The organism is Pigmentiphaga sp. H8, from assembly GCF_003854895.1.
GTDB lineage: Bacteria > Pseudomonadota > Gammaproteobacteria > Burkholderiales > Burkholderiaceae_B > Pigmentiphaga.
In genome coordinates this window covers 514,680-540,692 of sequence record NZ_CP033966.1, presented here as the reverse complement: position 1 = coordinate 540,692, position 26,013 = coordinate 514,680, and the positions used below count along the sequence as shown (strand labels likewise).

Genomic DNA, 26,013 nt, shown 5'->3' with positions numbered 1-26,013 from the left:
GCAAAAATCTGGTGCCCATGACGCGGATCGAACGCGTGACCTCTCCCTTACCAAGGGAGTGCTCTACCACTGAGCCACATGGGCGAATTCTGTACTGCAACCACCGGGCCATCCGGCAACCCACCGGAAACCCGGGCGCCTGCGACGACCTCGTTGGAGCGGGTGAAGGGAATCGAACCCTCGTCGTAAGCTTGGAAGGCTTCTGCTCTACCATTGAGCTACACCCGCCTACCTGGTACTGCTACTAGCGCGGACCCCACCGCCGCCAAACCTTCCGGCCAAAATTTTGACCAGCCGCTTGAGTTACAGCACGCTTCAAGCCACTGGCCACGAACTTCCATCGGAAAGCAAAGCCGTTTGGTGGAGGGGATTGGATTCGAACCAATGTAGGCGCAAGGCCAACAGATTTACAGTCTGCCCCCTTTAACCACTCGGGCACCCCTCCGCCGGGGAACGAAAGATTATGAAGGAGCCAAAAAGGAAAGTCAACCGAGCGCGCCTCGCGCACTTCAGTCCGCCGATCGGATACGGGTTTTCACCAGGATCCTATCTGTTTTAAAAGCCTAAAAGTCCATATATAGTCTTTTAGAACTTTTAAAACGAGGAGACTACCGTGAGGATACGCCAGGGCTTGTTCGCGGGCATTGCCGCCATCTTCGCGTGTGCCGGCGCCACGGCACACGCTGCTGATTTCCCCCAGCGCCAGATCCGCATCGTGGTGCCCTTCCCGCCCGGCAGCGGCACAGACGGCTCGGCCCGCGTGCTGGCGCAGGAGATCACCAAGAGCACCGGGCAGACCGTGGTCGTGGAAAACAAGGCGGGCGCCAACGGCTTCATCGCCACCGAGGAAGTCATGCGCGCCCCGGCCGACGGCTACACCCTGCTGCTGACCAGTAATACCCACGTTGCCAACAAATTCCTGTTCAAGCGCACGCCCTACGACCCCATCCAGGACTTCAAGGGCATTACCTTGCTCAAGGAGGGCCCGCTGGTGCTGCTGGTACGGGCCGATTCCCCGATCCGCAATGCCGCCGACCTGGCCCGGACGGCGCGCGCGGCCAAGACGCCGCTGGCCTTCGGCAGCGGCAACTCCTCCTCGCGGGTGGCCGCCGAACTCTATAAGCAGCTCGAGCACGTCGACATGCTGTACGTGCCCTACAAGGGCAACCCGCTGGCCATCGGCGACCTGATCGGCGGACGGATCGACCTGATCTTCGCCGACTCGACCTCGGCCACCCCCCTGATCCGCGGCGGCAAGGTGCGGGCGATCGCCACCACCGGGCGGGCCCGCACGCCCAACCTGCAGGACGTGCCCACCTTGATAGAAAGCGGGATGGCCGATTTCAACCTGGGCTCGTGGCTGGTCGTGCTGGCGCCGCGCGACACCCCCGACGCCGTGGTCGACCGCCTGAACCAGCTCTTCCGCGATGCGCTGCAGACCGAGACCGTCAAGCGCAACTTCCTGGAATCGGACGCCGTGCCGATGGGCACCAGCCGCCAGGAACTGGCCGACTTCATGGCTTCGGAGAACCGCCGCTGGGGTTCCATCATCCAGAAAGCCGGCATTCAACCCGAGTAACCCCGGAGCATCCATGTCCATCGACACCCAGAAGACCGACCGCGGGGTCGGCATCATCACCATCAATCGCCCCGAGAAGCTCAACGCCATGGACGCGGAGCACTATCGCGGCCTGTCCGACGCCTGGGCGCAAATGCGCGACGACACCGCCGTGCGCGCCATCGTCATCACCGGCGCCGGAGAAAAATCCTTCAGCACGGGCGCGGACCTCAAGACCTTCATCGGCAATCCGCCGCAGTTGTCGGAGTTCTGGCTGACCCAGCAGGGCATGCTGCTCAATCGCGGGCTGGAGATGTGGAAGCCGGTGATCGCCGCGGTCAACGGCTATTGCCTGGGCGGCGGGATGACCTTGCTGCTGGCGACCGACATCCGCCTGGCCGTGCCGCATGCGACCTTCGGCCTGTCCGAGGTCAAGCGCGGCGTGATCGCCGCCAACGGCGGCACGCAGCGCGTGATCGAACAGCTGCCCCGCGCCATCGCGATGGAGTTCCTGCTGACCGGCGACGCCTTCGACGCCGCCACCGCCGAACGCTGGGGCCTGGTCAACCGCCAGGTCGAGCCCGCGCAATTGATGCCGGAAGCCATGAAGATCGCCGAGCGCATCGCCGCCAACGCGCCGCTGGCCGTGCAGGCCGCCAAGGAGCTGGCGCTGCGCGCCGGCAGCATGGACCTGAACGTGGGACTGCGCATGGAGCAGTTGTACAACCGCATGCTCTCGGCCACCGAGGACGCCGCCGAAGGCCGCCTGGCCTTCAAGGAAAAGCGTCCGGCCCGGTTCAACGCACGCTGACGCCACAGGAAGCCCCATGAGAGGAAAGTACGTCATCGCCGGGATCGGGCACACCCGTTACGGCAAGCTGCCCGGCCGCTCGACCGTCAGCCTGAACGTCGAGGCCTGCCGCAACGCGCTGGCCGACGCCAACGTCGGCAAGGATGTCATCGACGCCCTGTTCGTCAAGGTGCCGACCTCGGCGCGCGAGTTCATGTACGGCCAGAAACTGGCCGAGGCCATGGGCCTGCGCCCGAAGCTGGGCGGCGCCTGGGACCAGGGCGGCGCGGCCAACGTCGCACTGATCTCGCAGGCCGCCATGGCGATCGAGGCGGGCCAGTGCGAAGCCGCCCTGGTCTGCTACGCGGACAACCCGCGCACCGGCAATCGCGCCGTCTACGCCCGGCCGCGCGGCGACGACGCCGTCTATGGATGGTTCTCCACCGCCGCCGGCTACGCGATGATCCAGCGCCGGCACATGATCGAACACGGCACCCGCCCCGAGGACCTTGGCGCCATCGCCAAGGCCTGCCGGCGCCACGGCGCGGCCAATCCCGACGCGCAATTGCGCGCGGCCATTTCGCTGGACGACTACATGGCCTCGCCCATGCAGATCGATCCGCTGCGCCGCGACGATTGCTGCCTGGTTTCCGACGGCGGCGCGGCGGTGGTCGTGATGAGCGCGGCGCGCGCCCGCGCGCTGGGCGTGCCCAACGCCGTCCCCATCCTGGGCTTCGGCCAGGGCCAGACCTCGTGGGAAGTGGCGCAGCGGCCCACGCTGACCTCGACCGAAGCGGTCGTCTCCGGCCGCACCGCCTTCGCCATGGCGGGGCTCGCGCCCAAGGATATCGATGTCGCGCAGATCTACGACTGCTTCACCATCACCGCGCTGATGACGCTCGAGGACTACGGTTTCTGCAGGAAGGGCGAGGGCGGCCGGTTCGTGGCCGACGGCCGCATCGAGATCGGCGGCGATCTGCCGCTCAACACCAGCGGCGGCCTGCTGTCCGAGACAGGCATGCCCGGCATGCAGTTGGTCATCGAGGGCGTGCGGCAGATTCGCGGACAGGCCACGCTGCAGGTGCCCGGCGCCGACACCTGCCTCGTCAGCAACCAGGGCGGCACCATGCATACCCACAGCACGCTCATTCTAGGCAGCCAGCCATGACCGAATTCCCCCTGCCCGACATCACCGAGACCAATCGCCCGTTCTGGGATGGCCTGAAGGCCGGCACGCTGCTGTTCCAGCAATGCGGGCAAGGCCACCGCTGGCTGCCGGCGCGCGACCACTGCCCGCACTGCCTGGGCGACGACGTGCGCTTCGTGCCCGCGGCCGGCGGCGCCCGCCTCGTCAGCTGGGTGATCTATCGCAGCGCCCACCATCCCGCCTTCGAATCGCGCGTGCCCTACAACGTGGCGATCGTGGAGCTGGACGAAGGGCCGCGCATGATCTCCAACGTCCTCTGCGACGAATCGGCCCTGCGCGCCGACATGCCGCTGCGTTTGCGGATCGAGGCCCAGGACGACTACGCGGTGGCGCGCTTCGAACCCGCGGGGCGGGAGGACCGGCATGAACAATGACGGCGGCATGCCCCAGCCCCTGGCCGGCATCACGGTGCTGGACCTGACCCAGATCTACAACGGCCCCTACGCCACCTTCCTGATGGCGCGGGCCGGCGCGGACATCGTCAAGATCGAGCCGCCCGGCGGCGAGCACCTGCGCAAGCGCGAAACGCTGCCCGACGACGTGGTGACGGTGCCGTTCGCCATGTTCAACGCCAACAAGCGTTCGCTTTGCCTGGACCTGAAGACCGAGGCCGGCCGCGCGGTACTGCGGCGCCTGGCCGCCCGCGCCGACGTGCTGGTCGAGAACTTCACGCCCAGCGCCATGGAGCGGCTGGGCCTGGGCGCCGATTCGCTGATGGCGGCCAATCCCCGGCTCATCTACGCATCGAGTTCCGGCTACGGCAGCAGCGGCCCCTACCGCGACTACCCCGCGATGGACCTCGCGGTACAGGCCATGTCGGGCGTCCTGAGCAGCACCGGCCAGCCGGACGGCGACCCGGTCAAGGCCGGCCCGGCCGTCTGCGACTTCATGGCCGGCATTCACCTGTACGGCGCCATCGTCACGGCCTTGCTGCGGCGCGAACGCACCGGCGCGGGCGGGCGCGTGGAGGTATCGATGATGGAGGCGGTCTATCCGTCGCTGGCCTCCAACCTGGGCGGCCTGCGCCGCGGCAGCCGCAAGCCGCAGCGCACCGGCAACCGGCACGGCGGCATGGGCCTCGCGCCCTACAACGTCTATCCGTCGGCCGACGGCCACGTCGCCATCATCACCACCAACGAGAAGCACTGGCGCGCGCTGGTGGCCGCGCTGGACCTGGACGAACTGGCCGCCGATCCCCGCTACGCCACGCGCGATCTGCGTGCGCGCCACATGGACGAACTGGACGAGGCGCTGGGCGCCGTTACCCGGCGCCTGGACAATGCCGAGCTGCTGTCCCGGCTGCGCGCGCGGACCGTGCCCTGCGCGCCGGTACAGGAGCTGCTGGACGTGGTGGACGACCCGCACCTGCACGCGCGCGGCGCCCTGCGCCACATCGACCATCCCGTCTACGGCCGCATTCTCGTACCCGAGACGCCGCTGCGGTTCCTCGACCAGGCACCACCGCCCTACCAGCCCAGTCCCGCACTGGGCTCGCAGGCGCGCGAGATCCTGGCCGACCTGCTGCAATGCGGGGACGACGAACTTGATAGACTGCAAGCCGAGCTGTCCCTCTGATCCCCCCTACGAGAATCCCATCATGCAGCAAGACGCGATCATCATTTCGCGGGCCGGAGGGCCCGAGGTCCTGGTTCCCGCCCGGTGCGACATCCCCCAGCCGGCCGCCGACGAGGTGGTGGTCAAGGTTGCATGGGCCGGCGTCAACCGCCACGACTGCGGCCAACGCTCGCGCGGCCCCAACGACCACGAGTCCGACATTCCCGGCCTGGAGGTATCCGGCACGGTGCACGCCGTGGGATCGCTGGTGCGCGGGCTCGAGGTCGGCATGCAGGTGTGCGCGCTGGTCAACGGCGGCGGCTATGCCGAATACGTCGCCACCCACTGGCAGCAGGTGCTGCCGGTCCCCGCCGGCCTGACGCTGCAGCAGGCCGCCTGCCTGCCCGAAGCGGCCTTCACCACCTGGTACAACTTCTTTTCGCTGGCGGCGCTGCAAGTGGGCGAATCGGTGCTCATCCACGGCGCGACCAGCGGCGTGGGCGTGTTCGCCGTCCAGTTGCTGTCGGCGCTGGGCCATCCGGTCTACGCCACCAGCGGCAGCGCCGAAAAATGCGCCCTGGCGCTGAGCCTGGGCGCCCGCCGCGCCTTCAACTACAAGACCGAACCCTTCGCCCAACTGTTGCAGGAAGCCGGCACGCCGGTGGACGTGATCCTCGACATGTCGGGCGGACGGCACATGGAGCAGAACCTGGCCGCGCTGGCCTATGGCGGCCGCATCCTGCACCTGTCCTCGGGTACCGCGCCGGTGTCCTTGTCGCTGCGCGCGGTCATGCAGAAGGAAGCGCGCGTGACCGGCGCCATGATGCGTCCCCTGCCGGCCGCCAGGAAGGCGCTGGTGGCGCAGGCGTTGAAGAAGGTCGTCTGGCCGCTGGTGGGCGATCGCATCCAGACCCGGGTGCACCAGACCTACCCGTTGGCCCAGGCCAGCCAGGCCCACCGCGACATGGAACAGGGCGACCACAGCGGCAAGCTGCTGCTGCAGGTAGGCGCCGCCTGAACCGCGGCTAGCCGGGCGCCAGCACCGCGGCCGGCCGGTGGGCGACCAGCACGTCCTTGGGAATGACGATGTCCATCAGGAACACGTCGCCCGGGTAGTAGGAAATACCGGCCGTCAGCACCCGCGAATCCGTGGTCATCAGCTTGCGGACCAGCTTGGCCACCGGAGCGCCGTAGGGACAGTCGAGCTTCCTGGCCAGCACCATGTCGGCCGTCTCGATGCTGATGGTCTGGTAGGAATGATCGATGTCTTCCTCGGCGTGCTGCAGGGCAAGCTGCAGCAGCAGCTCGGAGGCCGCGGCCCCGCCGGGGAAGCGCTCGTACAAGTGGCGGGCCACGAACATGTTGTAGACACCGATGGGCTTGCCTTCCCGCACGTGCGTCTTGATCACTTCCACATAGGAATCGTAGAAGTTGCCGCTGGCGACCAGCTCCGGCGGCAGGACGGCATCGTGCACCACCTCGTGCACGACGATGGAAAAGCCGCCGGCGCGCGGCGACAGGCCCGCGATGGGCGTGCGCAAATGCCCGGGCGCGGCGCCCGGAACCTCGCACACGAACGTGCCGCGCCCGCGGTTCGAGACCAGCACGTTTTCCTGGACCAGCACATTCACCGCCTGGCGGACGGTGATCCGCGCGACCTGGTATTGCTCGGCCAGCACCTCGTAACGGGGAAGCTGGTAGCCGACCGGCCACTCGCCAGCGGTGATCTTGGTGCGCAGGGCATCCGCCAACTGCACATATAGCGAAATCCGGCTCTTGGGGTCGAGCTTGAACTGGTTGCCCTCGGTACTCATGCTTTCATCCTATCGTACTTTTCAGCGCGGATTCGCCGGACCGATGGCTTGCGGCACGTCCTTGATCTTCTTGAGCGCAAAGCTGGAGCGCATATCCACGACCGCGGGATGTTTCATCAGGGTATCCATGGAAAAACGCGAGAAATGCGCCAGATCGACGACCTGCACGCGCAGCAGGTAATCCATGTCACCCGTCATCGCGTAGCAGGCCACGACCTCGGGCCAGCCCAGGACGTCGCGGGCGAATTGCTCGATGGGCGCGTGGCCGCCGTCCATGTGCTTCTGAAGCCGCACGCTGATGTAAGCCAGCAGGCCCAGGCCCACTTTCTCGGCATCGACGATGGCGACGTACTGGCGGATCACGCCGCTGGCCTCCAGGCGCCGGACGCGCCTCAGGCAAGGGCTGGGCGACAGCGCCACGCGTTCGGCCAGCTCCTGGTTGGTCAGCCGGCCGTCACGCTGCAATTCCTCCAGGATTCGCCGATCCGTGCGGTCCAATTCGACTTCGGGCATGATTAACCAATCATAAAACGCTTTAAGCAATTTTATTTCAAAACCAACCGCTCCATGAGCAATCTTTGGAATCATTCGCCTCGCGATCGTTCCTACAATTCCGTCTGAGATTCCTTTCGATCAGAGGCGCGCGGCGCCACAGCGGAGACAGCCATGACCACCCCCTTCCAGCCCTGGGACAACCCCATGGGCACCGCCGGATTCGAATTCGTCGAATACGCCGCCCCCGACCCCGTGGCCCTGGGCAAGGTGTTCGAGGGCCTGGGCTTCAAGGCCATCGCCCGCCACCGCCACAAGAACGTGCTGCTCTACCGCCAGGGCGGCATCAATTTCATCGTCAACGCCGAGCCCGATTCGTTCGCGCAGCGATTCGCCCGCCAGCACGGCCCCTCGATCTGTGCGATCGCCTTCCGCGTGAACGACGCGGCGGCGGCCTACAAGCGCGCGCTGGAGCTGGGCGCCTGGGGCTTCGACGGGCACAGCGGTCCCATGGAGCTGAACATCCCAGCCATCAAGGGCATCGGCGATTCGCTGATCTATTTCGTGGACAGGTGGCGCGGCAAGAACGGCCGCGACGGCGGGATCGGCGACATCGACATCTATGACGTCGACTTCGAGCCGCTGGAGCCGGCCCGGGCCAGCCAGGACGCCAGCCACCGCGGCGCCGGCCTGACCCTGATCGACCACCTGACGCACAACGTGCACCGGGGCCGCATGAGCGAATGGGCCGACTTCTACGAACGGCTGTTCAGTTTCCGCGAGATCCGCTACTTCGACATCGAAGGCAAGGTCACCGGAGTCAAGTCCAAGGCCATGACCTCGCCCTGCGGACGCATCCGCATTCCCATCAACGAAGAAGGCAACGACGAGAAGGGCCAGATCCAGGAATACCTGGACCTCTATCACGGCGAGGGCATCCAGCACATCGCGCTGGGCACGGACGACATCTACGCCACCGTCGAGGCGCTGCGCGCCTCGGGCGTGGCCTTCCTGGACACCCCCGATACGTACTACGAGCTGTTGGACAAGCGCCTGCCGGGCCACGGCGAGGACGTCGCGCGGCTGGCGAAGAACCGCATCCTGCTGGACGGCGCCCCCGGCGGCGGCCTGCTGCTGCAGATCTTCACGCAGACCGTGATCGGCCCGATCTTCTTCGAGATCATCCAGCGCAAGGGCGACGAAGGCTTCGGCGAAGGCAACTTCAAGGCCCTGTTCGAATCGATCGAGCTGGATCAGATGCGGCGCGGTGTGTTGTAACCCCCCCTACGCGCTGACGCGCGCCCCCCAGGGGGCGATGCGGGTGGACCGGCGGAGCCGGATCCACCGCATCCTGGGTCTAGTGCCGCTGTCTTGGGGCGTAGCATCGTTGCTCGCTGGCTGCCAACTGTGCGGCATGCCGAGAGGCGGGGCGGAAACTTGCGTTTTGCCCTCGGGCCGTCTCACGGCCGGGCGGAGCCTACCGTCCGGATGCCGTCCACGGGGGGGAGCTTGGTGGCCTGGACTTCGACGCGCTGGCCGCCCTGGTCCAGCACCACGCCACCGCCCAGGACCTCGGCCAGGGTCACGCCTTCGGCCAGTTGGGTGCCGACCGCATAGGCGCGGGCGGGGCGGCCGTCTATGGCCAGGACCGCGGAGCCGCGAGGCCCGGCGGCGATAAGGCCCGCCACCACCACCTGGATCTTCGCCCCGGCCCCCGTGCCGAACCAGCCGGCCACCGGACCGGTGTCGGTCTGCAGGGCGCCATCGATCACCGCGGTGGGTGGAGCGGGCGGGGGGGACGGCGCGAGCAGGATGGCTCCCCACACGCCTATGCCCGCCGCGAGCGCGAGCAGCGCGACGAAGGTGCTCAATCGGGGGAGGCTGGGGATTACCCGCATCACTGACTCCGGCAGGGGCCGCCTTGGCGCGGCCGGTCAAAACGGTCCATTTTGCGGGATGAATGTGACAGGGATACCCGCATCATGAATTGTCATCTAAAGCAGCGATAATAGGTGCCGCAAATTACGACACGGAGTTTACGCTGTGACACGGTCACGCTCTATCCGCGCCCGGCGCCAGGCCGGCTTTACCCTGATCGAGATCATGGTCGTCGTGGTCATCCTGGGCATTCTGGCGGCACTGGTCGTGCCCCGGGTGCTTGATCGGCCCGACCAGGCCCGGGCCGTTGCCGCCCGGCAGGACATTTCCGGCATCATGCAGGCGCTGAAGCTATACCGCCTGGACAATGGCCGCTACCCCACGACCGAGCAAGGCCTGCGCGCCCTGGTCGAGCGGCCCGCGACCGGACAGGTGCCTCCCAACTGGAAGCAGTACCTGGACCGCCTCCCCGCCGACCCCTGGGGCAATCCGTACCAATACCTGAACCCGGGCGTACACGGCGCCGACGTCGACGTGTTTTCGCTGGGTGCCGACGGCCAGCCCGGCGGCGAAAGCGCCAATGCCGACGTCGGTTCCTGGGACCTCTGATCCCCGGCGCGCCCGGGGGTTCACGCTGATCGAACTGATGGTCGTGGTCGTGATCGTCGGCATCGCCGCAGCGGCCGTGACCATCCGGGCCTTCCCCGACCGCCGCAAGCTGCTCAGGGACGATGCCGTGCGCCTGGCCCAGCTGTTCTCGGTGGCCCAGGGCGAAGTCCGGGCCGACGGCCGCCGCATCACCTGGCAGGCGGACGAACAGGGCTATCGCTTCGTCCGCCGCGCGCGCGCGCTGACCCCAGGCGCGGTCATGGCCGCCGGTACCTCCTCCACCACGCTGGACACCTTCGGCCGCGACGAACTGCTGCGCCCGCGGCGCTGGGCCGACGGCCCGGTCACCGTGCAGGTGGAGCCGCCCGGTCCGCCCGTGTTCACGTCGGAATGGATCCCCGGTCCGCTCATCGTCCGGCTGCGCAACGCCGATGCGATCGTGACCATCCTGCGCGACGAGGCGGGACGCTATGCGGTCCAATGACGCCGGCTTCACCCTGGTCGAAGTGCTGGTCGCCCTTGCCATCGTGGGTGTGGCGCTGGCGGCTTCGGTGCGGGCGGTCGGCCTGATCGCGCAGAACAATGCCGCGCTGCGCGCCAAGTCGCTGGCGCTGGTCGAGGCCGAGAACCAGTTGGCCGAACTGCGCCTGGCCCGGCTCATGCCAAGCCCCGGCCGCCAGTTGGTCGCCTGCCCCCAGGGCGGCCAGGCCATGCAGTGCGAACAGGTCTTCACCAATTCCGACAACACCAACATCCGTCAGGTGATGATCCGCGTCCATCCCGAGGGCGATCCCGGCCACGTGCTGGCGCAGGTCAACGGTTTCCTGAGCGCCCTGCCATGACCCGACGCGCGCAGGCCGGCTTCACGCTTATCGAGGTGCTGGTCGCCATCTCCCTCATGGCGGTGGTGGCCATCATCTCGTGGCGCGGACTGGAAAACGTCAGCGCCCTGCAGCGCCGGCTGGCGGGCGACGCCGACGAGGTCGAGAACGTCACGCGCATGCTGGGCCAGATGGAACGCGACCTGGCCATGCGCGCCCCGGACGCGCTGCTGGACACCGGCACCGCCACGGCCACCGGCGCGCGCCTGCCGCAAAGCCTGCGCATCACGATCAAGGAAACGCCCGACGCCTCCGCCACGCTGGAGATCATCCGCGCCGACGCCGCCGATCCGGCCGGCTGGCAGCGCGTCGTCTGGTTCCTGGACGGCACGGTGCTGCGCCGCGCGGCCGGCGCCTCGGCCCGCCTTTATCCCCTGCCCGCGGCGGGCGGCGGCGCGGCCATCCTGGGGGGCGTGACGCGCTTCGCCATACGCGCCTGGGTGCCCGGCCAGGGTTGGATCAGCACCCCGTTCCCCGCCACCGGCACCCCGTTCACCGGCCTGGAGCTGTCGGCCGAACGCCGGACCGGCGAACGCGTGGAACGCTATCGCCGCGTAGTGGTGCTCGAATGAAGCGGTGCCCGTATCCTCGCGCCCCGCGCCGGCAGCGCGGCATGGCGGTGATCAGCGCCCTGCTGATCGTGGCCGCCGTGGCCGTGCTCGTGACCGGCCTGTTCCAGCGCCAGGCGGCGTCGGTGCGGGCGGTCGAGAACGAACAGGCCCGCATCCAGGCCCGCTGGCTGCTGCAGGGCGGCCTGGACTGGGCGCGGCTGGTCCTGCGCGAGGACGCCCGCCGCAACAGCACGACGCGCCTGGGCGAGCTGTGGGCCACGCCCGTGGCCGATACCCGCATCACCCGGCCCGGGGACGACAGGGTGGCCCTGTTCTCCGGCCGCATCGAGGACGAGCAGGGCAAGTACAACCTGCGCAACCTGGCCAAGGCCGGCGTGCCGCAGCCCCTCGAGATCGCGGCCATGGACCGGCTGTGCGCGATGCTGGGCCTGCCTGGCGGCCTGGCACCGAGAATCGCCATCCGGATCGCCAGCGCCCAGGCCGTGCCCGGCGGCTCGGGGGAAACCGGTACGGGAACGAGCGCCGGCACCGGAACCGGAGCCGGGACCGGCACGGGAACCGGCCAGAACGGCGAGGCCACGCAAAGCCGCGGGCCCTCGGCCCCGATGATACGGACGGTGGACGACCTGGAAGGCATCACCGACGTGGACGAGAAGACCATCGAGGCCCTGCGCCCCTACGTCACGGTATTGCCCGAAACCACCGCGGTCAACGCCAACACGGCGCCCGCCGAGGTACTGTCGGCGGTGGTGCCGGGACTGTCCCTGGCGCAGGCGCGCGCGCTGACCGAACAGCGCAACGCCGGCACCTGGTTCAACGACCGCGCCGATTTCGGCAACCGCCTGGCCAATCCTGACATTACTATCAGCGACTCGCAGATCGTCACCGCCAGCAAGTGGTTCATGGTTTCCGGTACCGTGACGCTGGAGCGCGCTGCCGTCACAATGCAGGCGCTCGTCTCGCGGGCCAATGCCAATTCACCCACCGTGGTCTGGAAGAGGGAGACCAATTGAAGACAACGTTGCGGCTAGAGCTGCCCGCCCTATCCATGCTGCATGCCGACTCGCGGGTGGCGTTCGCGCTGCTGGACCGGCAGCATGCCGTCCAGCGGACGGGCGAACTGCCGCTGGCCGAGCTGGCCGCGGCCGTGCCGCCCAGCCGCGTCGAGGCCATCCTGCACCCGTCCGACAGCGTCCTGACCACCGTCACCGTGCCGCCGCTGCCCACGCACCGGCTGCAGGCGGCCGTCGCAGGGGCGGTCGAGCCCATGTTGCTGGGCGACATCGAAAGCCTGGCCGTCGCCCACGGCGCCCGTGCCGGCGACGGCTCCGTCTCCGTGGCATGGGCGGCCCGCGAACCGGTGGCGCGCGCCCTGCGGCTGCTGGCCGACAGCGGCCTGCCCGCCGACGCCCTGGTGCCGGCCCCGCTGGCGCTGCCGCTGACCGACGCGGGATGGACCGTGCTGGTGCGCGACGACCACGTGGTGGTGCGCACCGGCCCCCAGACCGGCCAGGTCTGGGCCATCGACCCCTTCGCCACGACCGATGCCGATCCGGCGGTGGCGGCGCTGCTGCCCGCGCTCGAACAGGATGCGCCCGGCGCCGTCGGCTGGATCGACCCGCAGCCGGCGGGCTGGCCCGAGCTGTCGGGTACCGAGCGGCGCGTACTGCCCGCCGCGGCGCGCTGGCAGGGCATGCATCCGGGCTGGTCGCTGGCCCTGGGCGACCTGCAACCCCATCGGTCCGGCCGTTCGCCGTGGCGCCAGCCGGCCGCCTGGGCGGCGGGCGCGGCCGCCGTCTGGCTGGTGGGCCTGAACGTCCACGCCTGGCAACTGGGCCGCGAGGAAGTCGCGCTGCGCCAGCGCATGACCACCCAGGTCAAGACGGCATTCCCGGACATTCCCGTCGTGCTGGATCCGCTGCGCCAGGCCGAACAGCGGCGCGACGCGCTGCGGGCGGCGGGCGGCGAATTCGGTTCGTCCGACTTCCTGCCGCTGGCGCTGGCGACCACGCAGTTGCTGCCGGCCGCCACGAACAACGTCGTCGCGCTGCGCTACACCCTGGGCGAACTGAAGCTGGAACTGGTGGATGACGGCATAGGCATGGTCGCCAAGGCCGGCGCCGCGCCGGCACCGGCGCCGCAGCAACAGGCGACGCACGGCCTGCGGCGCTTCACTTCGCGCCGGGAACAGGCTCCCGCGCCCGCCCCCGCGCCGGCGGTCAACCGGATGGAAATCGATCCGGCCATCATGCAGCGCGCCGAGGGCCTGAGCCTGCACGTCACCCACGACGACGGGGTCTGGACCATCCGCTCCGCCGCCAGCGCGGGTCAGGACGGGGGCTCGCGCCCGGCGTCCCAAGGCGGCGTGCGCATTCAACAGGACAACCCGCGACGATGAATCTCCCCGCTTTCAAGCTTTCCATGCCGCCGGCGCTCACCCGGCTGGGCGACGACGCCGGGCGGCGCTGGGCCCGGCTCGCGCCACGCGAGCGCCGCCTGCTGGGCATCGCCGGCGCGGTGGCCGGCATTGCCCTGGTATTCCTGCTGTTCGTCGAACCCGCCTGGACCCGCGCCAGCCGCCTGGAAACGCAATTGCCGCTGCTGCGCACGCAGGCGGCCCGCGTCGACGCGCTGACGGCCGAGGCGCGCAGCCTGCAACGCGTGACCAGCGGCCGGATGACGGCCGACGAAACCCGCCAGGCCCTGGCGCAAAGCCTGGAGCGCGCCGGCATCGCCGCCGAGGTCGCCCCCGCCGACGCCCCCGCGGGCACCACCGGCGAGGCCTGGCAGGTCAGCGTCGATCAGGTGCAGGCCGCCGGCCTGATGCAGTGGCTGGCCTCGGTGCCCGGCCGCACGCGCCTGCAACTGGCGCAAGCCGATCTCGAACGCCCCACGGACGACAACGGCCGCCTGCTGACGGGCAAGGCCTCGGGCGTCCTGGTCTTCACGCCGGCCGCGACCGGACAGGGCCGCTGATGCGTATCTGGCTCAAGATCCTCCTGTGCGCCCTGGTGGCCCTGGCCGCCGCCCTGGCGGTACTGCCGGCCCGTTGGCTGATCGCGATTCTGCCGGGCCAGTGGCCGGTGGCCGTGGTCGATGCCTCCGGCACCCTCTGGCGGGGCAACGCGCTGCTCGCCCTTGGCTTCCCCGAAGCGCGCAGCACCCTGCCCACGCCCATCGAATGGCAAACCAAATGGGACGGCGGCCCGCTGGTCGAAATTCGCCATCCCTGGCTGGACGGCCCGCTGGGCCTGCGCCTGCAGACCAACGGCTTCCTGCTGTCGGGCCGGACCCTGAAGCTGCCCGCCTCGACGCTGGCGCAACTGGGCGCGCCCTTCAACACCCTGCGCCCCGCCGGCGACCTGCGGCTCAAGTGGCCGTCCCTGCGGCTCAACGGCGGCATTCCGCCCGGCGAGCTCCTGGACGCCGAATGGAGCGACGCCAGCACCGCGCTGTCGCTGCTGCGGCCCATCGGCCACTACCGCGCGCGCCTGACCGGCGAAGCCGGCGGCGCCGTCGCGCTCGCGCTGTCCACGCTGTCCGGCCCCCTGACCATGGAAGGGACCGGCCGCTGGACCGCGCGCACCGGCTTCAGTTTCAAAGGGGTCGCCCGCCCCGCCCCCAATGCCTCGCCCGAGACCCGCGCCGCGCTGCAAAGCACGCTATCGGCGCTGGGTCGCCGCTCGGGCGACGACTCCATCCTGCAAATCGGCCGCTAACATCATGCCCATGCTCAACCAAGCTCCTTTCCGCAACCGACCGGCCCCGGCGCCCTTCGCCCGGACGCTGGCCGTGGCGGTCTCCTCGGCCCTGCTGGCGCTGGCCGTACCGCCGGCCGCGGCAGCCGCCGCCGCTGGCGCCGCCAATGCTTCGGCGGCCGACGGCGTGGTGCTCAACTTCGTCAATACCGAACTCGAAGCGGTGGTGCGCGCGCTGGGGCAGTTCACCGGCAAGACCTTCCTGGTCGACCCCCGTGTGAAGGGCCAGTTGACGCTGGTTTCCGAGAACCCCGTCAACCGCGACACGGCCTATCGCATGCTGCTGGGCGCGCTGCGCATGCAGGGCTTCGCGGTGGTGGAAGTGGACGGCGTCAGCAAGGTGGTGCCCGAGGCCGACGCCAAGCTGCAGGGCAGCCCGGTCACCAGCGGCGCCGGCGCCAACAGCGGCCAGCTCGTCACCCAGGTGTTCAAGCTCAACTACGAAAGCGCGACCAACCTGGTGCCCGTGCTACGGCCCATGATCGCGCCGAACAACCCGATCAACGCCTATCCGGGCAACAACACGCTGGTCATCACCGACTACGCCGACAACCTCAAGCGCATCGCCAACGTCATCGCCAGCGTCGATACGCCCTCGGCCATCGCCACCGACCTGATCGAGATCAAGAACGGCATCGCCACCGACGTGGCCGCGCTGGTCACCAAGCTGCTCGACCCGGGGACCGGCGGCGATGCCACGCAGCGGATCACCGCGGTGGCCGATCCCCGCACCAACAGCGTCCTGTTGCGCGCCAGCAGCCCGGCGCGCAACAAGCTCGCCCGCGACCTGATCGCCAGGCTCGACAACCCCGCGGCCCGCGCCACCAACATGCACGTGGTCTACCTGCGCAACGCCGAGGCGGTCAAGCTGGCCGAGGTGCTGCGCGGCGTGCTGACCGGACAGTCCGGCACCGGCACGATGGGCGGCACCGGCAGCCTGGGCGGCGGGATGAGCGGCGGACTCGGCTCCAGCATGAGCGGCTCGACGGGCCTGTCGGGCAACAGCACCTCGTCGCTGAGCAACAACTCCAACACCTCCAGCACCTCCGGCGCCCTGGGCGGCGCGACGGGGCTGGGCGGTTCCGGCGGGCTGGGCACCGGCACCACGCAGGCCGGCTCGACCGTGTTCACCGGCGGCGGCGCGACGGTACAGGCCGACGCCACCACCAACACGCTGATCATCACCGCGCCCGAGCCGCTCTACCGCAGCCTGCGCGAGATCGTCGACCAGCTCGACGTGCGCCGCGCGCAGATCTTCGTCGAAAGCCTGATCGTCGAGGTCTCGGCCGAGACCGCCGCCGAGTTCGGCATCCAGTGGCTGACCGGGCTGGGCAACCTGAACGCGGGCAACGGCACCGCCGTCGTGGGCGGCACCAGCTTCGGCGGCACGGGCTCGAACATCATCGGCGCGGCGCAGAACATCGGCTCCATCGGCAAGGGCCTGAGCATCGGTATCGCCAAGGGCTCGGTCAACATCCCGGGCATCGGCCAGGTCACCAACCTGGGATTCCTGGCCCGCGCCCTGGAAACCCAGGCCGGTGGCAACATCCTGTCCACGCCCAACCTGCTGACCCTGGACAACGAACAGGCCAGCATCATCATCGGCCAGAACGTGCCCTTCATCACCGGCCAGTACGCGCAGACCGGCAGCACCTCCACCGTCAGTCCGTTCCAGACCATCGAGCGCAAGGACGTGGGCCTGACGCTCAAGGTCAAGCCCCAGGTATCCGAGGGCGGCACGGTCAAGATGACCATCTACCAGGAAGTCAGCAGCGTCGACGAAAGCAAGTCCAACAGCGCGGGCATCATCACCAACAAACGCGCCATCGAATCCAACGTGCTGGTGGACGACGGCCAGATCATCGTCATCGGCGGGCTGATCCAGGACCAGGTCACCGGCAGCGTGGAAAAAGTGCCGGGCCTGGGCGACATTCCCGTGCTGGGCAACCTCTTCCGCTACGACAACCGCAAGCGCACCAAGACCAATCTCATGGTGTTCCTGCGCCCCTACGTGGTGCGCGAGGGCGGCTCGCAAAGCAGCCTGATGATCGACCGCTACGAATACATGCGCGCCCAGCAGGCCCAGGCGCAGCCCGGCTCGCACTGGCTGCTGCCCGACATGCAGGCGCCGCAGCTGCCGCCGCGCGTGCCCGGCGTGGGCGACCCCGTGCAGAGCGGCCGCGCCGGCGCCGGCAACGTCCCTCCCACGACCATCCCGCGCGACGTCTCCGCGCTGCAATCGACCGACCCGATCATCGTGCTCCAGGTGTTCGGCGCGCCGTCCGAGAGCGAGGCCCAGCTTGCGGCACGCCGGATCGCCGACTCCGGCATGAGCGCCTACGTGGTCCACGACGATGCGCAGCGCTGGGACGTGCGCATGCGCGTGGCGCGCGACCGCGTCACGGTGGACACCACCCTGGCGGCCCTGCGTGACCTGGGCTACGCCGCCGAGATCGTGACGCGGCCATGAACCCGCTGCCTTATTCGTGGGCCCGCGCCCAGCGGGCACTGCTCAGCATGCGGCCCGACGGCAACCTGCTGACGGTCAGCCCCCGCACGCCGGCCTGGGCCATCGCCGAGGTCCAGCGCCGCCACGGTGCGGTGCGCATCGCGCGGATCTCCGACGCCGAACTCGAGACCCGCCTGACCGCGGCCTACGCCGACACCGGCGATGCCGCCGCGGTGGTAGGCGCGGCCGAGAACGAGATCGACCTGGCGCGCCTGATGCAGGACATTCCCGAAGTGGAAGACCTGCTCGAAACCCAGGACGACGCGCCCGTCATCCGGATGATCAACGCGCTGTTCACCCAGGCCGCGCGCGACGGAGCGAGCGACATCCACATCGAGCCCTTCGAGACCCACTCGGTGGTGCGCTACCGCGTGGACGGGACGCTGCGCGACGTGGTCAGCCCGCGCAAGGCGCTGCACGCGGCGCTGATCTCGCGCATCAAGATCATGGCCAACCTCGATATCTCGGAAAAGCGCCTGCCGCAGGACGGCCGCATCGCGCTGCGCGTGGGCGGCCGCCCCATCGATGTGCGGGTGTCCACGCTGCCCACCGGCCATGGCGAACGGGCCGTGCTGCGCCTGCTGGACAAGGAGGCGGGCCGGCTCGAACTGTCCCGCCTGGGCATGGACGCCGGGCTGCTCAAGCAACTGGACCGGCTCATCCACCAGCCCCACGGCATCGTCCTGGTCACCGGCCCCACCGGCAGCGGCAAGACCACCACGCTGTACGCCGCGCTGGGCCGGCTCGATGCCACCACCACCAACATCCTCACGGTTGAAGACCCGATCGAATACGACCTGCCCGGCATCAGCCAGACCCAGGTCAACGCCAAGATCAGCATGAGTTTCGCGCTGGCGCTGCGCGCCATCCTGCGCCAGGATCCGGACGTGATCATGATCGGCGAGATCCGCGACCTGGAAACCGCGCAGATCGCGGTGCAGGCCTCGCTGACCGGCCACCTGGTGCTGGCCACGCTGCACACCAACGACTCCGTGTCCGCGGTGACCCGCCTGACCGACATGGGCGTGGAACCCTTCCTGCTGTCGTCCTCGCTACTGGGGGTGCTGGCGCAGCGTCTCGTCCGGCGCCTGTGCCCCGACTGCAAGGAAGCGCACACCGAGCCGGACGGCCGCACCGTGTACCGGCCGGTGGGCTGCGCCACGTGCAGCCACACCGGCTATCTCGGCCGCACCGGCATCCACGAGTTGTACACCGTGGACGACGCGCAGCGGCAGCTGATCCATGAAGGCGCGGGCGAGCAGGAATTGCGCAACGCCGCGCAGGCGGCGGGCATGCGCACCATGCGGCAGGACGGCGACCGCTGGATCGATTCGGGCACGACCTCGCCAGAAGAAGTGGTGCGGGTAACACGGGATGTGTAGGAGGAAAGGCTGACATGCCTTCGTATCGCTTCGAAGCCGCCGACGCACTGGGCAAGCTCGATCGCGGACTGATCGACGCGGACAGCCCGCGCGCGGCGCGCGCCCAGCTTAGGGCGCGGGGGCTGACGCCGCTCGCGGTCGAGGAAGCCGGCACCCAGCGCAGCGGCGGTGGATCGCGCGCCTGGTTCGGCGCGCGCATGTCCGACTCGGAACTGGCCTGGGCCACGCGCCAGCTGGCCAGCCTGCTGCAGGCCCGCCTGCCGCTGGACGCGGCGCTGACGGCAACGGCCGAGCAGTCCGAGAAGAAGCACGTCGCCGAGGTCCTGTCCGCCGTGCGCGCCGACGTACGGGCCGGCCACCGGCTGGCCGACGCGCTGGCGACGCGGCCGCGCGACTTTCCCGAGATCTATCGCGCGCTGGTGGCCGCGGGCGAGGAATCCGGCGACCTGGCGCACGTCATGGAAAAGCTGGCCGACTACATCGAGGAACGCAACGCCCTGCGGATCAAGGTCCTGACGGCCTTCATCTATCCCGCGGTGGTCGCCCTGGTATCGATCGGCATCGTCATCTTCCTGCTGGGCTACGTCGTGCCGCAGGTGGTCAGCGCCTTCTCGCAGGCCCGCCAGGAACTGCCCATGCTGACCCGCGTCATGCTGAGCCTGAGCGACTTCGTCCGCAGCTGGGGATGGCTGGCCGCCCTGGCCTTCGCCGCCGCGATCACCGGCTGGCGCATGATGCTGCGCACGCCGGCAACGCGGCTGGCCTGGCATGCCCGATTGCTGAAAATGCCGCTGGCCGGCCGCTTCATCCTGGGCCTGGACGCCGCCCGCTTCGCCTCCACCCTGGCCATCCTGACCGGCAGCGGCGTGCCGCTGCTGCGAGCGCTGGACGCCTCGCGCCAGACCCTGGGCAACGACCGCCTGCGGGTCAGCGTGGACGACGCCACCTCGCGCGTCCGCGAAGGCGTCTCGCTGGCCTCGGCCTTGCAGGTACAAAAGACCTTTCCACCCCTGCTTGTGCACCTGACCGCCAGCGGCGAGAAGACCGGCACCCTGCCCGAACTGCTCGAACGCGCGGCCCAGACGCTGTCGCGCGAGGTCGAACGGCGCGCCATGGCGTTGACGGCACTGCTTGAACCGCTGATGATCCTGCTGATGGGCGGCTTCGTGCTGCTGATCGTGCTGGCGGTGCTGATGCCCATCATCGAAATCAACCAGCTCGTGCGCTAGGGCACGGAAACGGCGCGCCGCCCCGCCCGGGCGCGCGCCCGCCACTCAGCCAGGGACACGCCATGACGACCATCCACGATTTTTCCGCCACGGACATCGAAGGCCGCGACGTACCGCTCGACCGCTTCCGTGGCAAGGTGCTGCTGGTGGTGAACGTGGCCTCCCAATGCGGGTTCACGCCCCAGTACGCGGGCCTGGAAGCCCTGTATCGCACCTACCGCGAGCGCGGCCTGGAAATCCTGGGCTTCCCCTGCGACCAGTTCGGCCACCAGGAGCCCGGCAGCAACGAAAGCATCCGGGACTTCTGCAAGCTCAACTACGACGTGACCTTCCCGATGTTCGCCAAGATCGACGTCAACGGCGACGGGGCCCATCCGCTGTACCGCTGGCTGAAAAGCGCCAAGCCCGGCCTGCTGGGCACCGGCGCCATCAAGTGGAACTTCACCAAATTCCTGATCGACCGCGCAGGCGCACCCATCGCCCGATACGCGCCTACGGACAAGCCTGAATCGATCGGGCCGGATATCGAGGCCGCGTTGGGCTCAGGACCTGCCTGAAATCTCCACCCCGGGAATCCCGGCCAGGATGTCCGACAGGATGTCGAGGAACCCGTGCACCGGCGCCGACAGCGCCTTGTGGCGCGGCCAGGCCACGACCACCTTGCGCCGGATGGCCGGCTCGACCAGGGCCACGCTGCGCAGGGCGCCGCCGAACAACTCCGACGACAAGGCCATGGGGGGAATGATGGACAGCCACCCCGGCCTGAGCGTGACGTGCAGCAGGCTCTGCAAGGAGTCGATTTCCAGTTGCGGCCGCAAGACCAGCCCTTGCAGTCCGAACTGGGCATCGATCAGGTTGCGCATGGATTTGTAGCGCGACGGCAGCACGAGCTGGAACCCGGCCAGTTCATTCCCACGCATCAGGTCCCGGTCCGCCAGGGTATCCCGGTGGCCGACCACCACCAGGGCTTCGGTGGAGAGGTCCCGGGTCTGCATGTTGAGCAGGTCCTGCGTCGTGCTCAGCAGCGCGCACTCCAGGTCGCCCGAGATCAGCCAACTGACCAGGTCGCTGCGGTATCCGTCCCGGGACAGGAACTCCACCTCGGGATGGCGCTCGCGGAACGCCTCCAGCGCCCGCGCCATCACGAACTGGTGGAACGACGCCTGCGCACCGATCCGTATCTTGCCGCTGAACCGGTCCGCGCCGCTCGCCAGTACCGCCCCGGCGCGTTCGAGCTCGGTCAGCACGCGGATGCAATGCCGGTAGAACTCGTGTGCCAGGGGGGTGGGCGTCACGCCATGCGGATCGCGGCTGAACAGCTGCACGTCGTGATGTGCTTCCAGCCGCTTGATCTGCTGGCTGATCGCGGGCTGGACGACATGCAGCCGGCGGGCCGCGCGCGTGATGCTGCCTTCTTCATAAAGCGCGACGAAGCAGCGTATCTGGCGTATGTCCATGCTGGGCACCGGGATGGGAAATGATGCGCGCCTGGGGCCAGGGCGTCCCGTTCAGCGGATGGGAACGACACCCGGCGGCAAGCCCGTGACATGCTCGGCGATCGCTCCAGGTGTCGTCAGCCAGACCCGGTGGCGCTGCGAGGCGATATGGGACAGGATCCGTCGCAACTGCCTGATGCGATGGGGCTGTCCGGTCAGGAACGTATGCAGCGACAGGCAATATACCATCGGGTATTGCGACGATTCCTCGAGCTGTTCGTCGAACGCATCGATGGCCATGCGCGTGAATTCCTCGTCGCTGGCGCCACGGTTCACATAGGCGGGCAGATCGTTGAGTTCCATCGACGGATAGGGCACGGCAAGGATAGGTCCATGCTTGGTGCGGAACCACATCGGCTGGTCGTCGAACCACCAGTCCAGCATGTATTTCCACCCCAGTTCCTTGAGCAGTTCCGGCGTGTTCGGGCTCTGCGAGATGAACGGTCCCAGCCACCCGGCCGGCGCCTTGCCCTCATGCCGCTCGAACAGCGACTTGACCTCGCCCAGCATGGTCCGCTCGGCGTCCGGCGGCATGTCGGCCTGGCGCTCGGAGTTCGTGCGTCCGTGCCCGACCATCTCGTCGCCGCGCTGGCGGCACGCCTCCAGGACCTCCGGGCAGACGTCGTAGACCGAGCCATTGGCCAGCACGGCCAACGGAAATCCGAACGACTCGAATTCCCGCAGGATGCGCCACACGCCCACGCGATTGCCGTAGTCGCGATAGGCATAGCCCCGATGGTAGGGGGCCGAAGGCATGGAGGTGAAATCGTTGCCGGGGTTGCGCCCGAACTCGAAACCCTCGATGTTGAGGGCGAAATAGACCGCCAGCCGCCGGCCTTCGGGCCAGTCGTAAACAGGCCGGTTGACGATGGCGCTGTAGTCGTAGCGATCATTGCCGTGCTCGAACGTCTTCACTTCGCTTCCTCCTGTGCTGCCGCCGGCGACAAGGCCTCGAGCGCCGCCAGCAACGTCCTGGTATCCATCACGTCCGCGTACTTCTCCGCCATGTCGTACAGATTGACGGCATGCGAAGCCTGGTTCCGGTCATAGACCGCGTCCGAAGGCACGGCCACCCGGTAGTTGTAGGAAAACGCGTCCACCACGCTGCTGCGCACGCAGCCCGACGTCGCGCATCCCGTCACCACCAGCGTATCGGCGCCGGTATTGACCAGATAGCTGGCCAGCGGGGTGCCGAAGAATGCGCTGGGATGCTTCTTGGGCAACAGCACGTCGCCCGGGCGCGGCGCGATGGACTCCACGAATTCGTAGCCCTTGGCCGGCACCTGCATCATGGTCGGCACCTTCTCCGTCAACCGCCCCTGGTCGAAGGCGAACTTGGGCGCGACGTGGGGATACAGCACCGGCCAGTTCTTCGCGCGGAACAGCGCCAGCAGGCCGGCGATATGCTCGATGGCCCGCCAGGCGGTATCGCCGCAGGACGTGGCGAACTCCTGCACGGCCTGCTCGAACGGCATGGGCCTCGTCCCGGCCGTGCGGTATTGCACGTCGATGATCAACAGCGCCGGGCGGCGGCCCAGCCCCGACGGCCGGCCAAAGCCGGCCAGGCGGGAAGCGGCCCGGTCTCGCTCGGGAATGAACGGATCCCATATTTCCGACATGTCGTCTTCCTCTTCAATGCGCGCCGCGCGCGATATCGACGATCCGGGCCGCGTCGCGGGCCTCGGCACCCCGCCACGCCACGTGGCCATCGGGACGCACCAGCACCAGCGGCGCGCCATACGCCTCGGCCGCCTGCCCGGCATCGATCCGGTGCACCGCCAGCGGCATCCCTCTGCGATCCGCCGCCCGCACGAACCGGTCCGCCTCGGCCATGGCCTCGGCGCCGAATGCCAGCAGCGCGAATCCCTGGCCGAACAGATCGAGCGTCGACCGCCCCGGCTCGAGCCAGGCGTGCGGCGCGCGCGCCCCCGGGCGCGCGGTCTGCACGTAGCGCGAATACTCGTCGGGAACCAGCGGCGTGCCGTCCGCCACGCACAGCGGCGACTCGTCGTAGCGATATCCCATCTGCAACCCCCACGACTGCCATTCGTACTGCGTGGCGCGCTTCATCTGCGCGCCGATCTCGCGGCGCGCCGCTTCCGCCCGCGCCGTGTCCTCCAGCAGGTACTCGCAGCGCGGCGGCGACACCCAGGTCTTGTAGTTGTGGGTCGAATAAGCGGCATTCCTTACCGCCACCGGCTTGCGCTCCCGCGTGTAGGCCGGCAGCAGGGCCGGTCCGCCCCATCCCTCGATCATCGCCTGCAGCTTCCACCCCAGGTCGACCACGTCGCCCAGGCCGGTGTTCATGCCCATGCCTCCCGTGGGCGACATCGTGTGCACGGCATCGCCGGCCAGCAATACCCGCCCGCGCCCGTAGCTCTCGGCCACCAGTTCCGCCCGCTTCCACGGCAGGATGGACACCACCTCGAACGCGATCCGGTCCGTGCCCAGCGCGCGCAGCACCCAGGCCCTGGCGTCGAAGGCATCCATGTCGAACTTCGACGCCGTGCCATACACGGTCAGCCGCCACACGTCGCGCCCGTCTATCACCGTGACGTTGCCCCACGTTCCCTCCGGCCCGATCAGCAGGAACCGCTCGGCGGCCTGCTTGCCGCACTGCTCCAGCAGCCCAGGGCAGGAGAACAGCACGCTCATCGAATAGTTCAGATGGCCCCTGCCCTCCATGTCGATGCCCAGACCGGTCCGGACCGTGCTGCCCGCGCCATCGCATCCGACCAGGTAGTCGGCCCGGATCGTCAGCGGCGCATCCCGGCGCAGGTCCGTGGCGCGGACCAGGACGCCTTCCTCGTCCTGTTCGAAGCCATCGACCCGCGTCTCGACCCGGATCGTGCCGCGGCCGCTGTCCCGCAGCGCCGTCTTCAGGACCGGATCGAGCCAGTGCTGCGGGCAGCGCTGCTTCTTCTCCGGCGACCACTCGGGCAGCGGCATGGCCGCCAGCGCGGGATACTCGTCCCTGGCCAGCGTATGGCCGGCCAGGCTGGTGCAGAACTCGATGGAAAGCGCGAAATCGTCGGGAAACCCGCTTTGCCGGACCGCTTGCGCGATCCCCCAGCGCCGGAAGAACTCCATGGTCCGCACGGAAACGAACCCGGCCCGCGGATGGGTCACATGCCCGTCTTCCTTTTCCAGCACCACCGCGTCGATACCCCGCCACGCGAGATCCAGCGCCAGGGACAAGCCCACCGGACCGGCGCCCACGATCGCGACCGGGGTGGACAACACTTCTTCAGTCATACCTTCACTCCACCAAAACCTTGGCATCCGTCACTACCTGCTTCCACTTCCTGCCTTCGGCCACCACCGCCGCCGAAAACTGCTCCGGCGTCTCGTCCACGGGCATGTAGCCGAGCTTGGCGATTTCCGCCCGCACCGACGGATGCTGGCTGGCGTGGCGGAATGCGCTGTTCAGCCTGGCCAGCACGTCGGCGGGAATGCCCTTGGGAGCCACCAGCCCGAACCATTCGAGCGACTCGAACCCGGCATAGCCGCTTTCGGCCAGGGTCGGCAGATCGGGGACCAGCGGATTGCGCTCCAGGCTGGAAATGGCGATCGGGCGCAAGCCGCCGTCGTGCATGTGAGGCAGCATGTGGCCCAGGGCGATGAACGCCATGTCCAGGTGATCGCCGGTCAGATCCGTCAGCACCTGCGCGTTGCCCTTGTAGGGGACATGGATCAGGTCGATGCCGGCACGCGCCTTGAACAGCTCGCCGGTCAGGTGGATGATCGATCCCACGCCCGCGGAGCCGAAGCTCAGCCTGCCGGGCCTGGCCTTGGCCAAGGCCACGAGGTCCGCGACCGTGCGCACGGGCAGCTTGCTGTTGACCGCCAGCACCAGCGGTCCGCGCACGGCCCGGCTGACCGGCTGGAACGACGCCAGCGGGTCGTAGGGCAGCGAGGCATACAGCGCTGGCGCGACCGCCAGCGTGCTGGTGCCGCCCCACAGCAGCGTGTAGCCGTCGGCCGCCGCACGCGCCGCCTGCCCGCCCCCCAGGGTGCCGCCGGCGCCGGGCCGGTTGTCCACCACGACGGTCTGGCCCAGCTCCGGGGCGATGGCCCGCGCGAAGATGCGGGCGGTGACATCGGTGGGCCCCCCCGCCGCGAACGGCACGATCAGCGTGACCGGACGGCTGGGATAGTCCGCCGCCCAGGCCGCGGACAACGCGGCCACGGACAGGGTCCAGGCCAGCAGGATTCGGGCGTGACGATGCCACGCTTGTCTGGAAGCGTTCATGCGATTCTCCTGAAGTTGCGCGGTCGCCGCCG

The 26,013-nt window shown here is 68.9% G+C and carries 27 protein-coding genes and 3 tRNA genes; 19 read left to right on the top strand and 11 right to left on the bottom strand.

Going from position 1 to position 26,013, the window contains the following annotated elements; translation table 11 throughout:
• Positions 1 to 9 precede the first annotated feature (9 nt).
• The 3 genes from EGT29_RS02625 to EGT29_RS02615 form a co-directional block, all read right to left on the bottom strand.
• Positions 10 to 84 (bottom strand) — tRNA-Thr (locus tag EGT29_RS02625).
• Positions 85 to 154: 70 nt separating this feature from the next.
• A tRNA-Gly gene (locus EGT29_RS02620) sits at positions 155 to 228 on the bottom strand.
• Between the two features lie 130 nt (positions 229 to 358).
• Positions 359 to 445: transfer RNA gene (locus tag EGT29_RS02615), tRNA-Tyr, on the bottom strand.
• Between the two features lie 168 nt (positions 446 to 613).
• Here EGT29_RS02615 and EGT29_RS02610 point away from each other — a divergent pair.
• The 6 genes from EGT29_RS02610 to EGT29_RS02585 are packed head-to-tail and all read left to right on the top strand — an operon-like array spanning position 614 to position 6,127.
• Positions 614 to 1,579, top strand: a complete 966-nt coding sequence (locus EGT29_RS02610; RefSeq protein WP_124687568.1) for a tripartite tricarboxylate transporter substrate binding protein — start codon at positions 614 to 616, stop codon at positions 1,577 to 1,579.
• A 13-nt stretch (positions 1,580 to 1,592) separates the two neighbouring features.
• Positions 1,593 to 2,369: an enoyl-CoA hydratase/isomerase family protein gene (locus EGT29_RS02605; RefSeq protein ID WP_124687567.1), complete on the top strand. Its 777-nt coding sequence runs from the start codon at positions 1,593 to 1,595 to the stop codon at positions 2,367 to 2,369.
• 16 nt (positions 2,370 to 2,385) lie between these two features.
• Positions 2,386 to 3,516 carry a thiolase family protein gene (locus tag EGT29_RS02600; protein ID WP_124687566.1) on the top strand — a complete coding sequence of 377 codons (1,131 nt, stop codon included), beginning with the start codon at positions 2,386 to 2,388 and terminating at the stop codon, positions 3,514 to 3,516.
• Positions 3,513 to 3,929 (top strand): Zn-ribbon domain-containing OB-fold protein, encoded by a 417-nt coding sequence (locus tag EGT29_RS02595; RefSeq protein WP_124687565.1) that lies wholly within the window; start codon positions 3,513 to 3,515, stop codon positions 3,927 to 3,929. Before EGT29_RS02600 ends, EGT29_RS02595 begins: the two co-directional genes overlap by 4 nt.
• Positions 3,919 to 5,130 carry a CaiB/BaiF CoA-transferase family protein gene (locus tag EGT29_RS02590; protein ID WP_238160270.1) on the top strand — a complete coding sequence of 404 codons (1,212 nt, stop codon included), beginning with the start codon at positions 3,919 to 3,921 and terminating at the stop codon, positions 5,128 to 5,130. The genes EGT29_RS02595 and EGT29_RS02590 overlap by 11 nt, the downstream gene beginning before the upstream one ends.
• Positions 5,131 to 5,152: 22 nt before the next feature.
• The gene (locus EGT29_RS02585; RefSeq protein WP_124687564.1) at positions 5,153 to 6,127 is read left to right on the top strand and encodes an NAD(P)H-quinone oxidoreductase; all 975 of its coding nucleotides are present in this window, start codon (positions 5,153 to 5,155) and stop codon (positions 6,125 to 6,127) included.
• A 7-nt stretch (positions 6,128 to 6,134) separates the two neighbouring features.
• Here the strand turns inward: EGT29_RS02585 and EGT29_RS02580 are convergent, their stop codons facing one another.
• Both EGT29_RS02580 and EGT29_RS02575 read right to left on the bottom strand, forming a co-directional pair.
• Positions 6,135 to 6,923 (bottom strand): GntR family transcriptional regulator, encoded by a 789-nt coding sequence (locus EGT29_RS02580; protein ID WP_124687563.1) that lies wholly within the window; start codon positions 6,921 to 6,923, stop codon positions 6,135 to 6,137.
• A gap of 21 nt (positions 6,924 to 6,944) precedes the next feature.
• Positions 6,945 to 7,436: an Lrp/AsnC family transcriptional regulator gene (locus EGT29_RS02575; RefSeq protein WP_124687562.1), complete on the bottom strand. Its 492-nt coding sequence runs from the start codon at positions 7,434 to 7,436 to the stop codon at positions 6,945 to 6,947.
• A gap of 153 nt (positions 7,437 to 7,589) precedes the next feature.
• On the opposite strand from EGT29_RS02575, the gene hppD reads away from it, so the two are divergent.
• Positions 7,590 to 8,693: a 4-hydroxyphenylpyruvate dioxygenase gene (gene hppD / locus EGT29_RS02570; RefSeq protein ID WP_124687561.1), complete on the top strand. Its 1,104-nt coding sequence runs from the start codon at positions 7,590 to 7,592 to the stop codon at positions 8,691 to 8,693.
• 182 nt (positions 8,694 to 8,875) lie between these two features.
• Here hppD and EGT29_RS02565 read toward each other — a convergent pair whose 3' ends face one another.
• Positions 8,876 to 9,313 carry a hypothetical protein gene (locus tag EGT29_RS02565; RefSeq protein WP_192901790.1) on the bottom strand — a complete coding sequence of 146 codons (438 nt, stop codon included), beginning with the start codon at positions 9,311 to 9,313 and terminating at the stop codon, positions 8,876 to 8,878.
• Between the two features lie 145 nt (positions 9,314 to 9,458).
• On the opposite strand from EGT29_RS02565, the gene gspG reads away from it, so the two are divergent.
• The 12 genes from gspG (at position 9,459) to EGT29_RS02505 (ending at position 20,790) form a co-directional block, all read left to right on the top strand.
• Positions 9,459 to 9,902: a type II secretion system major pseudopilin GspG gene (gene gspG, locus EGT29_RS02560; protein ID WP_161567672.1), complete on the top strand. Its 444-nt coding sequence runs from the start codon at positions 9,459 to 9,461 to the stop codon at positions 9,900 to 9,902.
• Positions 9,874 to 10,386, top strand: coding sequence for a prepilin-type N-terminal cleavage/methylation domain-containing protein (locus tag EGT29_RS02555; RefSeq protein ID WP_124687560.1), 513 nt, complete (start codon positions 9,874 to 9,876; stop codon positions 10,384 to 10,386). The genes gspG and EGT29_RS02555 overlap by 29 nt, the downstream gene beginning before the upstream one ends.
• Entirely contained in the window at positions 10,373 to 10,744 is a 372-nt protein-coding gene (gspI, locus tag EGT29_RS02550) for a type II secretion system minor pseudopilin GspI (RefSeq protein WP_124687559.1), read from the top strand. Before EGT29_RS02555 ends, gspI begins: the two co-directional genes overlap by 14 nt.
• Positions 10,741 to 11,355 carry a type II secretion system protein J gene (locus tag EGT29_RS02545; protein ID WP_124687558.1) on the top strand — a complete coding sequence of 205 codons (615 nt, stop codon included), beginning with the start codon at positions 10,741 to 10,743 and terminating at the stop codon, positions 11,353 to 11,355. Before gspI ends, EGT29_RS02545 begins: the two co-directional genes overlap by 4 nt.
• A 41-nt stretch (positions 11,356 to 11,396) precedes the next feature.
• The gene (gene gspK / locus EGT29_RS02540; protein WP_238160269.1) at positions 11,397 to 12,368 is read left to right on the top strand and encodes a type II secretion system minor pseudopilin GspK; all 972 of its coding nucleotides are present in this window, start codon (positions 11,397 to 11,399) and stop codon (positions 12,366 to 12,368) included.
• Entirely contained in the window at positions 12,365 to 13,753 is a 1,389-nt protein-coding gene (gspL, locus tag EGT29_RS02535) for a type II secretion system protein GspL (RefSeq protein ID WP_124687556.1), read from the top strand. Before gspK ends, gspL begins: the two co-directional genes overlap by 4 nt.
• Positions 13,750 to 14,331 carry a type II secretion system protein GspM gene (gene gspM, locus EGT29_RS02530; protein WP_124687555.1) on the top strand — a complete coding sequence of 194 codons (582 nt, stop codon included), beginning with the start codon at positions 13,750 to 13,752 and terminating at the stop codon, positions 14,329 to 14,331. Before gspL ends, gspM begins: the two co-directional genes overlap by 4 nt.
• Complete coding sequence (gene gspN, locus EGT29_RS02525) at positions 14,331 to 15,074, top strand: type II secretion system protein N (RefSeq protein ID WP_124687554.1); 744 nt, start codon at positions 14,331 to 14,333, stop codon at positions 15,072 to 15,074. The genes gspM and gspN overlap by 1 nt, the downstream gene beginning before the upstream one ends.
• A gap of 10 nt (positions 15,075 to 15,084) precedes the next feature.
• The gene (gene gspD, locus EGT29_RS02520) at positions 15,085 to 17,583 is read left to right on the top strand and encodes a type II secretion system secretin GspD (protein ID WP_124687553.1); all 2,499 of its coding nucleotides are present in this window, start codon (positions 15,085 to 15,087) and stop codon (positions 17,581 to 17,583) included.
• Positions 17,580 to 19,004: a type II secretion system ATPase GspE gene (gene gspE, locus EGT29_RS02515; RefSeq protein ID WP_124687552.1), complete on the top strand. Its 1,425-nt coding sequence runs from the start codon at positions 17,580 to 17,582 to the stop codon at positions 19,002 to 19,004. Before gspD ends, gspE begins: the two co-directional genes overlap by 4 nt.
• A gap of 14 nt (positions 19,005 to 19,018) precedes the next feature.
• Positions 19,019 to 20,233, top strand: a complete 1,215-nt coding sequence (gene gspF, locus EGT29_RS02510; protein WP_124687551.1) for a type II secretion system inner membrane protein GspF — start codon at positions 19,019 to 19,021, stop codon at positions 20,231 to 20,233.
• A 62-nt stretch (positions 20,234 to 20,295) separates the two neighbouring features.
• The gene (locus EGT29_RS02505; protein ID WP_124687550.1) at positions 20,296 to 20,790 is read left to right on the top strand and encodes a glutathione peroxidase; all 495 of its coding nucleotides are present in this window, start codon (positions 20,296 to 20,298) and stop codon (positions 20,788 to 20,790) included.
• Here EGT29_RS02505 and EGT29_RS02500 read toward each other — a convergent pair.
• Genes EGT29_RS02500 through EGT29_RS02480 form a run of 5 tightly spaced genes read right to left on the bottom strand, consistent with a single transcriptional unit; the run spans position 20,776 to position 25,981 of the window.
• Positions 20,776 to 21,690 (bottom strand): LysR family transcriptional regulator, encoded by a 915-nt coding sequence (locus EGT29_RS02500; protein ID WP_124687549.1) that lies wholly within the window; start codon positions 21,688 to 21,690, stop codon positions 20,776 to 20,778. The genes EGT29_RS02505 and EGT29_RS02500 overlap by 15 nt on opposite strands.
• A 51-nt stretch (positions 21,691 to 21,741) precedes the next feature.
• Entirely contained in the window at positions 21,742 to 22,644 is a 903-nt protein-coding gene (locus EGT29_RS02495) for a polysaccharide deacetylase family protein (RefSeq protein WP_124687548.1), read from the bottom strand.
• Positions 22,641 to 23,348 (bottom strand): isochorismatase family protein, encoded by a 708-nt coding sequence (locus tag EGT29_RS02490; RefSeq protein WP_124687547.1) that lies wholly within the window; start codon positions 23,346 to 23,348, stop codon positions 22,641 to 22,643. Before EGT29_RS02490 ends, EGT29_RS02495 begins: the two co-directional genes overlap by 4 nt.
• Before the next feature lie 13 nt (positions 23,349 to 23,361).
• A complete protein-coding gene (locus EGT29_RS02485; RefSeq protein WP_124687546.1) occupies positions 23,362 to 24,984 on the bottom strand; it encodes an FAD-dependent monooxygenase in 1,623 nt (540 codons plus the stop codon).
• A gap of 4 nt (positions 24,985 to 24,988) precedes the next feature.
• The gene (locus EGT29_RS02480) at positions 24,989 to 25,981 is read right to left on the bottom strand and encodes a tripartite tricarboxylate transporter substrate binding protein (protein ID WP_124687545.1); all 993 of its coding nucleotides are present in this window, start codon (positions 25,979 to 25,981) and stop codon (positions 24,989 to 24,991) included.
• Positions 25,982 to 26,013 lie beyond the last annotated feature (32 nt).

Coding starts and splice junctions, on each gene's coding strand:
- gspM (WP_124687555.1), top strand. CDS start 13,750: ATGAATCTCCCCGCTTTCAAGCTTTCCATGCCGCCGGCGCTCACCCGG.
- gspD (WP_124687553.1), top strand. CDS start 15,085: ATGCTCAACCAAGCTCCTTTCCGCAACCGACCGGCCCCGGCGCCCTTC.
- EGT29_RS02580 (WP_124687563.1), bottom strand. CDS start 6,923: ATGAGTACCGAGGGCAACCAGTTCAAGCTCGACCCCAAGAGCCGGATT.
- hppD (WP_124687561.1), top strand. CDS start 7,590: ATGACCACCCCCTTCCAGCCCTGGGACAACCCCATGGGCACCGCCGGA.
- gspK (WP_238160269.1), top strand. CDS start 11,397: ATGGCGGTGATCAGCGCCCTGCTGATCGTGGCCGCCGTGGCCGTGCTC.
- EGT29_RS02575 (WP_124687562.1), bottom strand. CDS start 7,436: ATGCCCGAAGTCGAATTGGACCGCACGGATCGGCGAATCCTGGAGGAA.
- EGT29_RS02505 (WP_124687550.1), top strand. CDS start 20,296: ATGACGACCATCCACGATTTTTCCGCCACGGACATCGAAGGCCGCGAC.
- gspF (WP_124687551.1), top strand. CDS start 19,019: ATGCCTTCGTATCGCTTCGAAGCCGCCGACGCACTGGGCAAGCTCGAT.
- EGT29_RS02590 (WP_238160270.1), top strand. CDS start 3,919: ATGAACAATGACGGCGGCATGCCCCAGCCCCTGGCCGGCATCACGGTG.
- EGT29_RS02595 (WP_124687565.1), top strand. CDS start 3,513: ATGACCGAATTCCCCCTGCCCGACATCACCGAGACCAATCGCCCGTTC.
- EGT29_RS02600 (WP_124687566.1), top strand. CDS start 2,386: ATGAGAGGAAAGTACGTCATCGCCGGGATCGGGCACACCCGTTACGGC.
- EGT29_RS02565 (WP_192901790.1), bottom strand. CDS start 9,313: ATGCGGGTAATCCCCAGCCTCCCCCGATTGAGCACCTTCGTCGCGCTG.
- EGT29_RS02490 (WP_124687547.1), bottom strand. CDS start 23,348: ATGTCGGAAATATGGGATCCGTTCATTCCCGAGCGAGACCGGGCCGCT.
- gspE (WP_124687552.1), top strand. CDS start 17,580: ATGAACCCGCTGCCTTATTCGTGGGCCCGCGCCCAGCGGGCACTGCTC.
- EGT29_RS02485 (WP_124687546.1), bottom strand. CDS start 24,984: ATGACTGAAGAAGTGTTGTCCACCCCGGTCGCGATCGTGGGCGCCGGT.
- EGT29_RS02480 (WP_124687545.1), bottom strand. CDS start 25,981: ATGAACGCTTCCAGACAAGCGTGGCATCGTCACGCCCGAATCCTGCTG.
- EGT29_RS02555 (WP_124687560.1), top strand. CDS start 9,874: ATGCCGACGTCGGTTCCTGGGACCTCTGATCCCCGGCGCGCCCGGGGG.
- gspI (WP_124687559.1), top strand. CDS start 10,373: ATGCGGTCCAATGACGCCGGCTTCACCCTGGTCGAAGTGCTGGTCGCC.
- EGT29_RS02585 (WP_124687564.1), top strand. CDS start 5,153: ATGCAGCAAGACGCGATCATCATTTCGCGGGCCGGAGGGCCCGAGGTC.
- EGT29_RS02605 (WP_124687567.1), top strand. CDS start 1,593: ATGTCCATCGACACCCAGAAGACCGACCGCGGGGTCGGCATCATCACC.
- EGT29_RS02545 (WP_124687558.1), top strand. CDS start 10,741: ATGACCCGACGCGCGCAGGCCGGCTTCACGCTTATCGAGGTGCTGGTC.
- gspN (WP_124687554.1), top strand. CDS start 14,331: ATGCGTATCTGGCTCAAGATCCTCCTGTGCGCCCTGGTGGCCCTGGCC.
- EGT29_RS02500 (WP_124687549.1), bottom strand. CDS start 21,690: ATGGACATACGCCAGATACGCTGCTTCGTCGCGCTTTATGAAGAAGGC.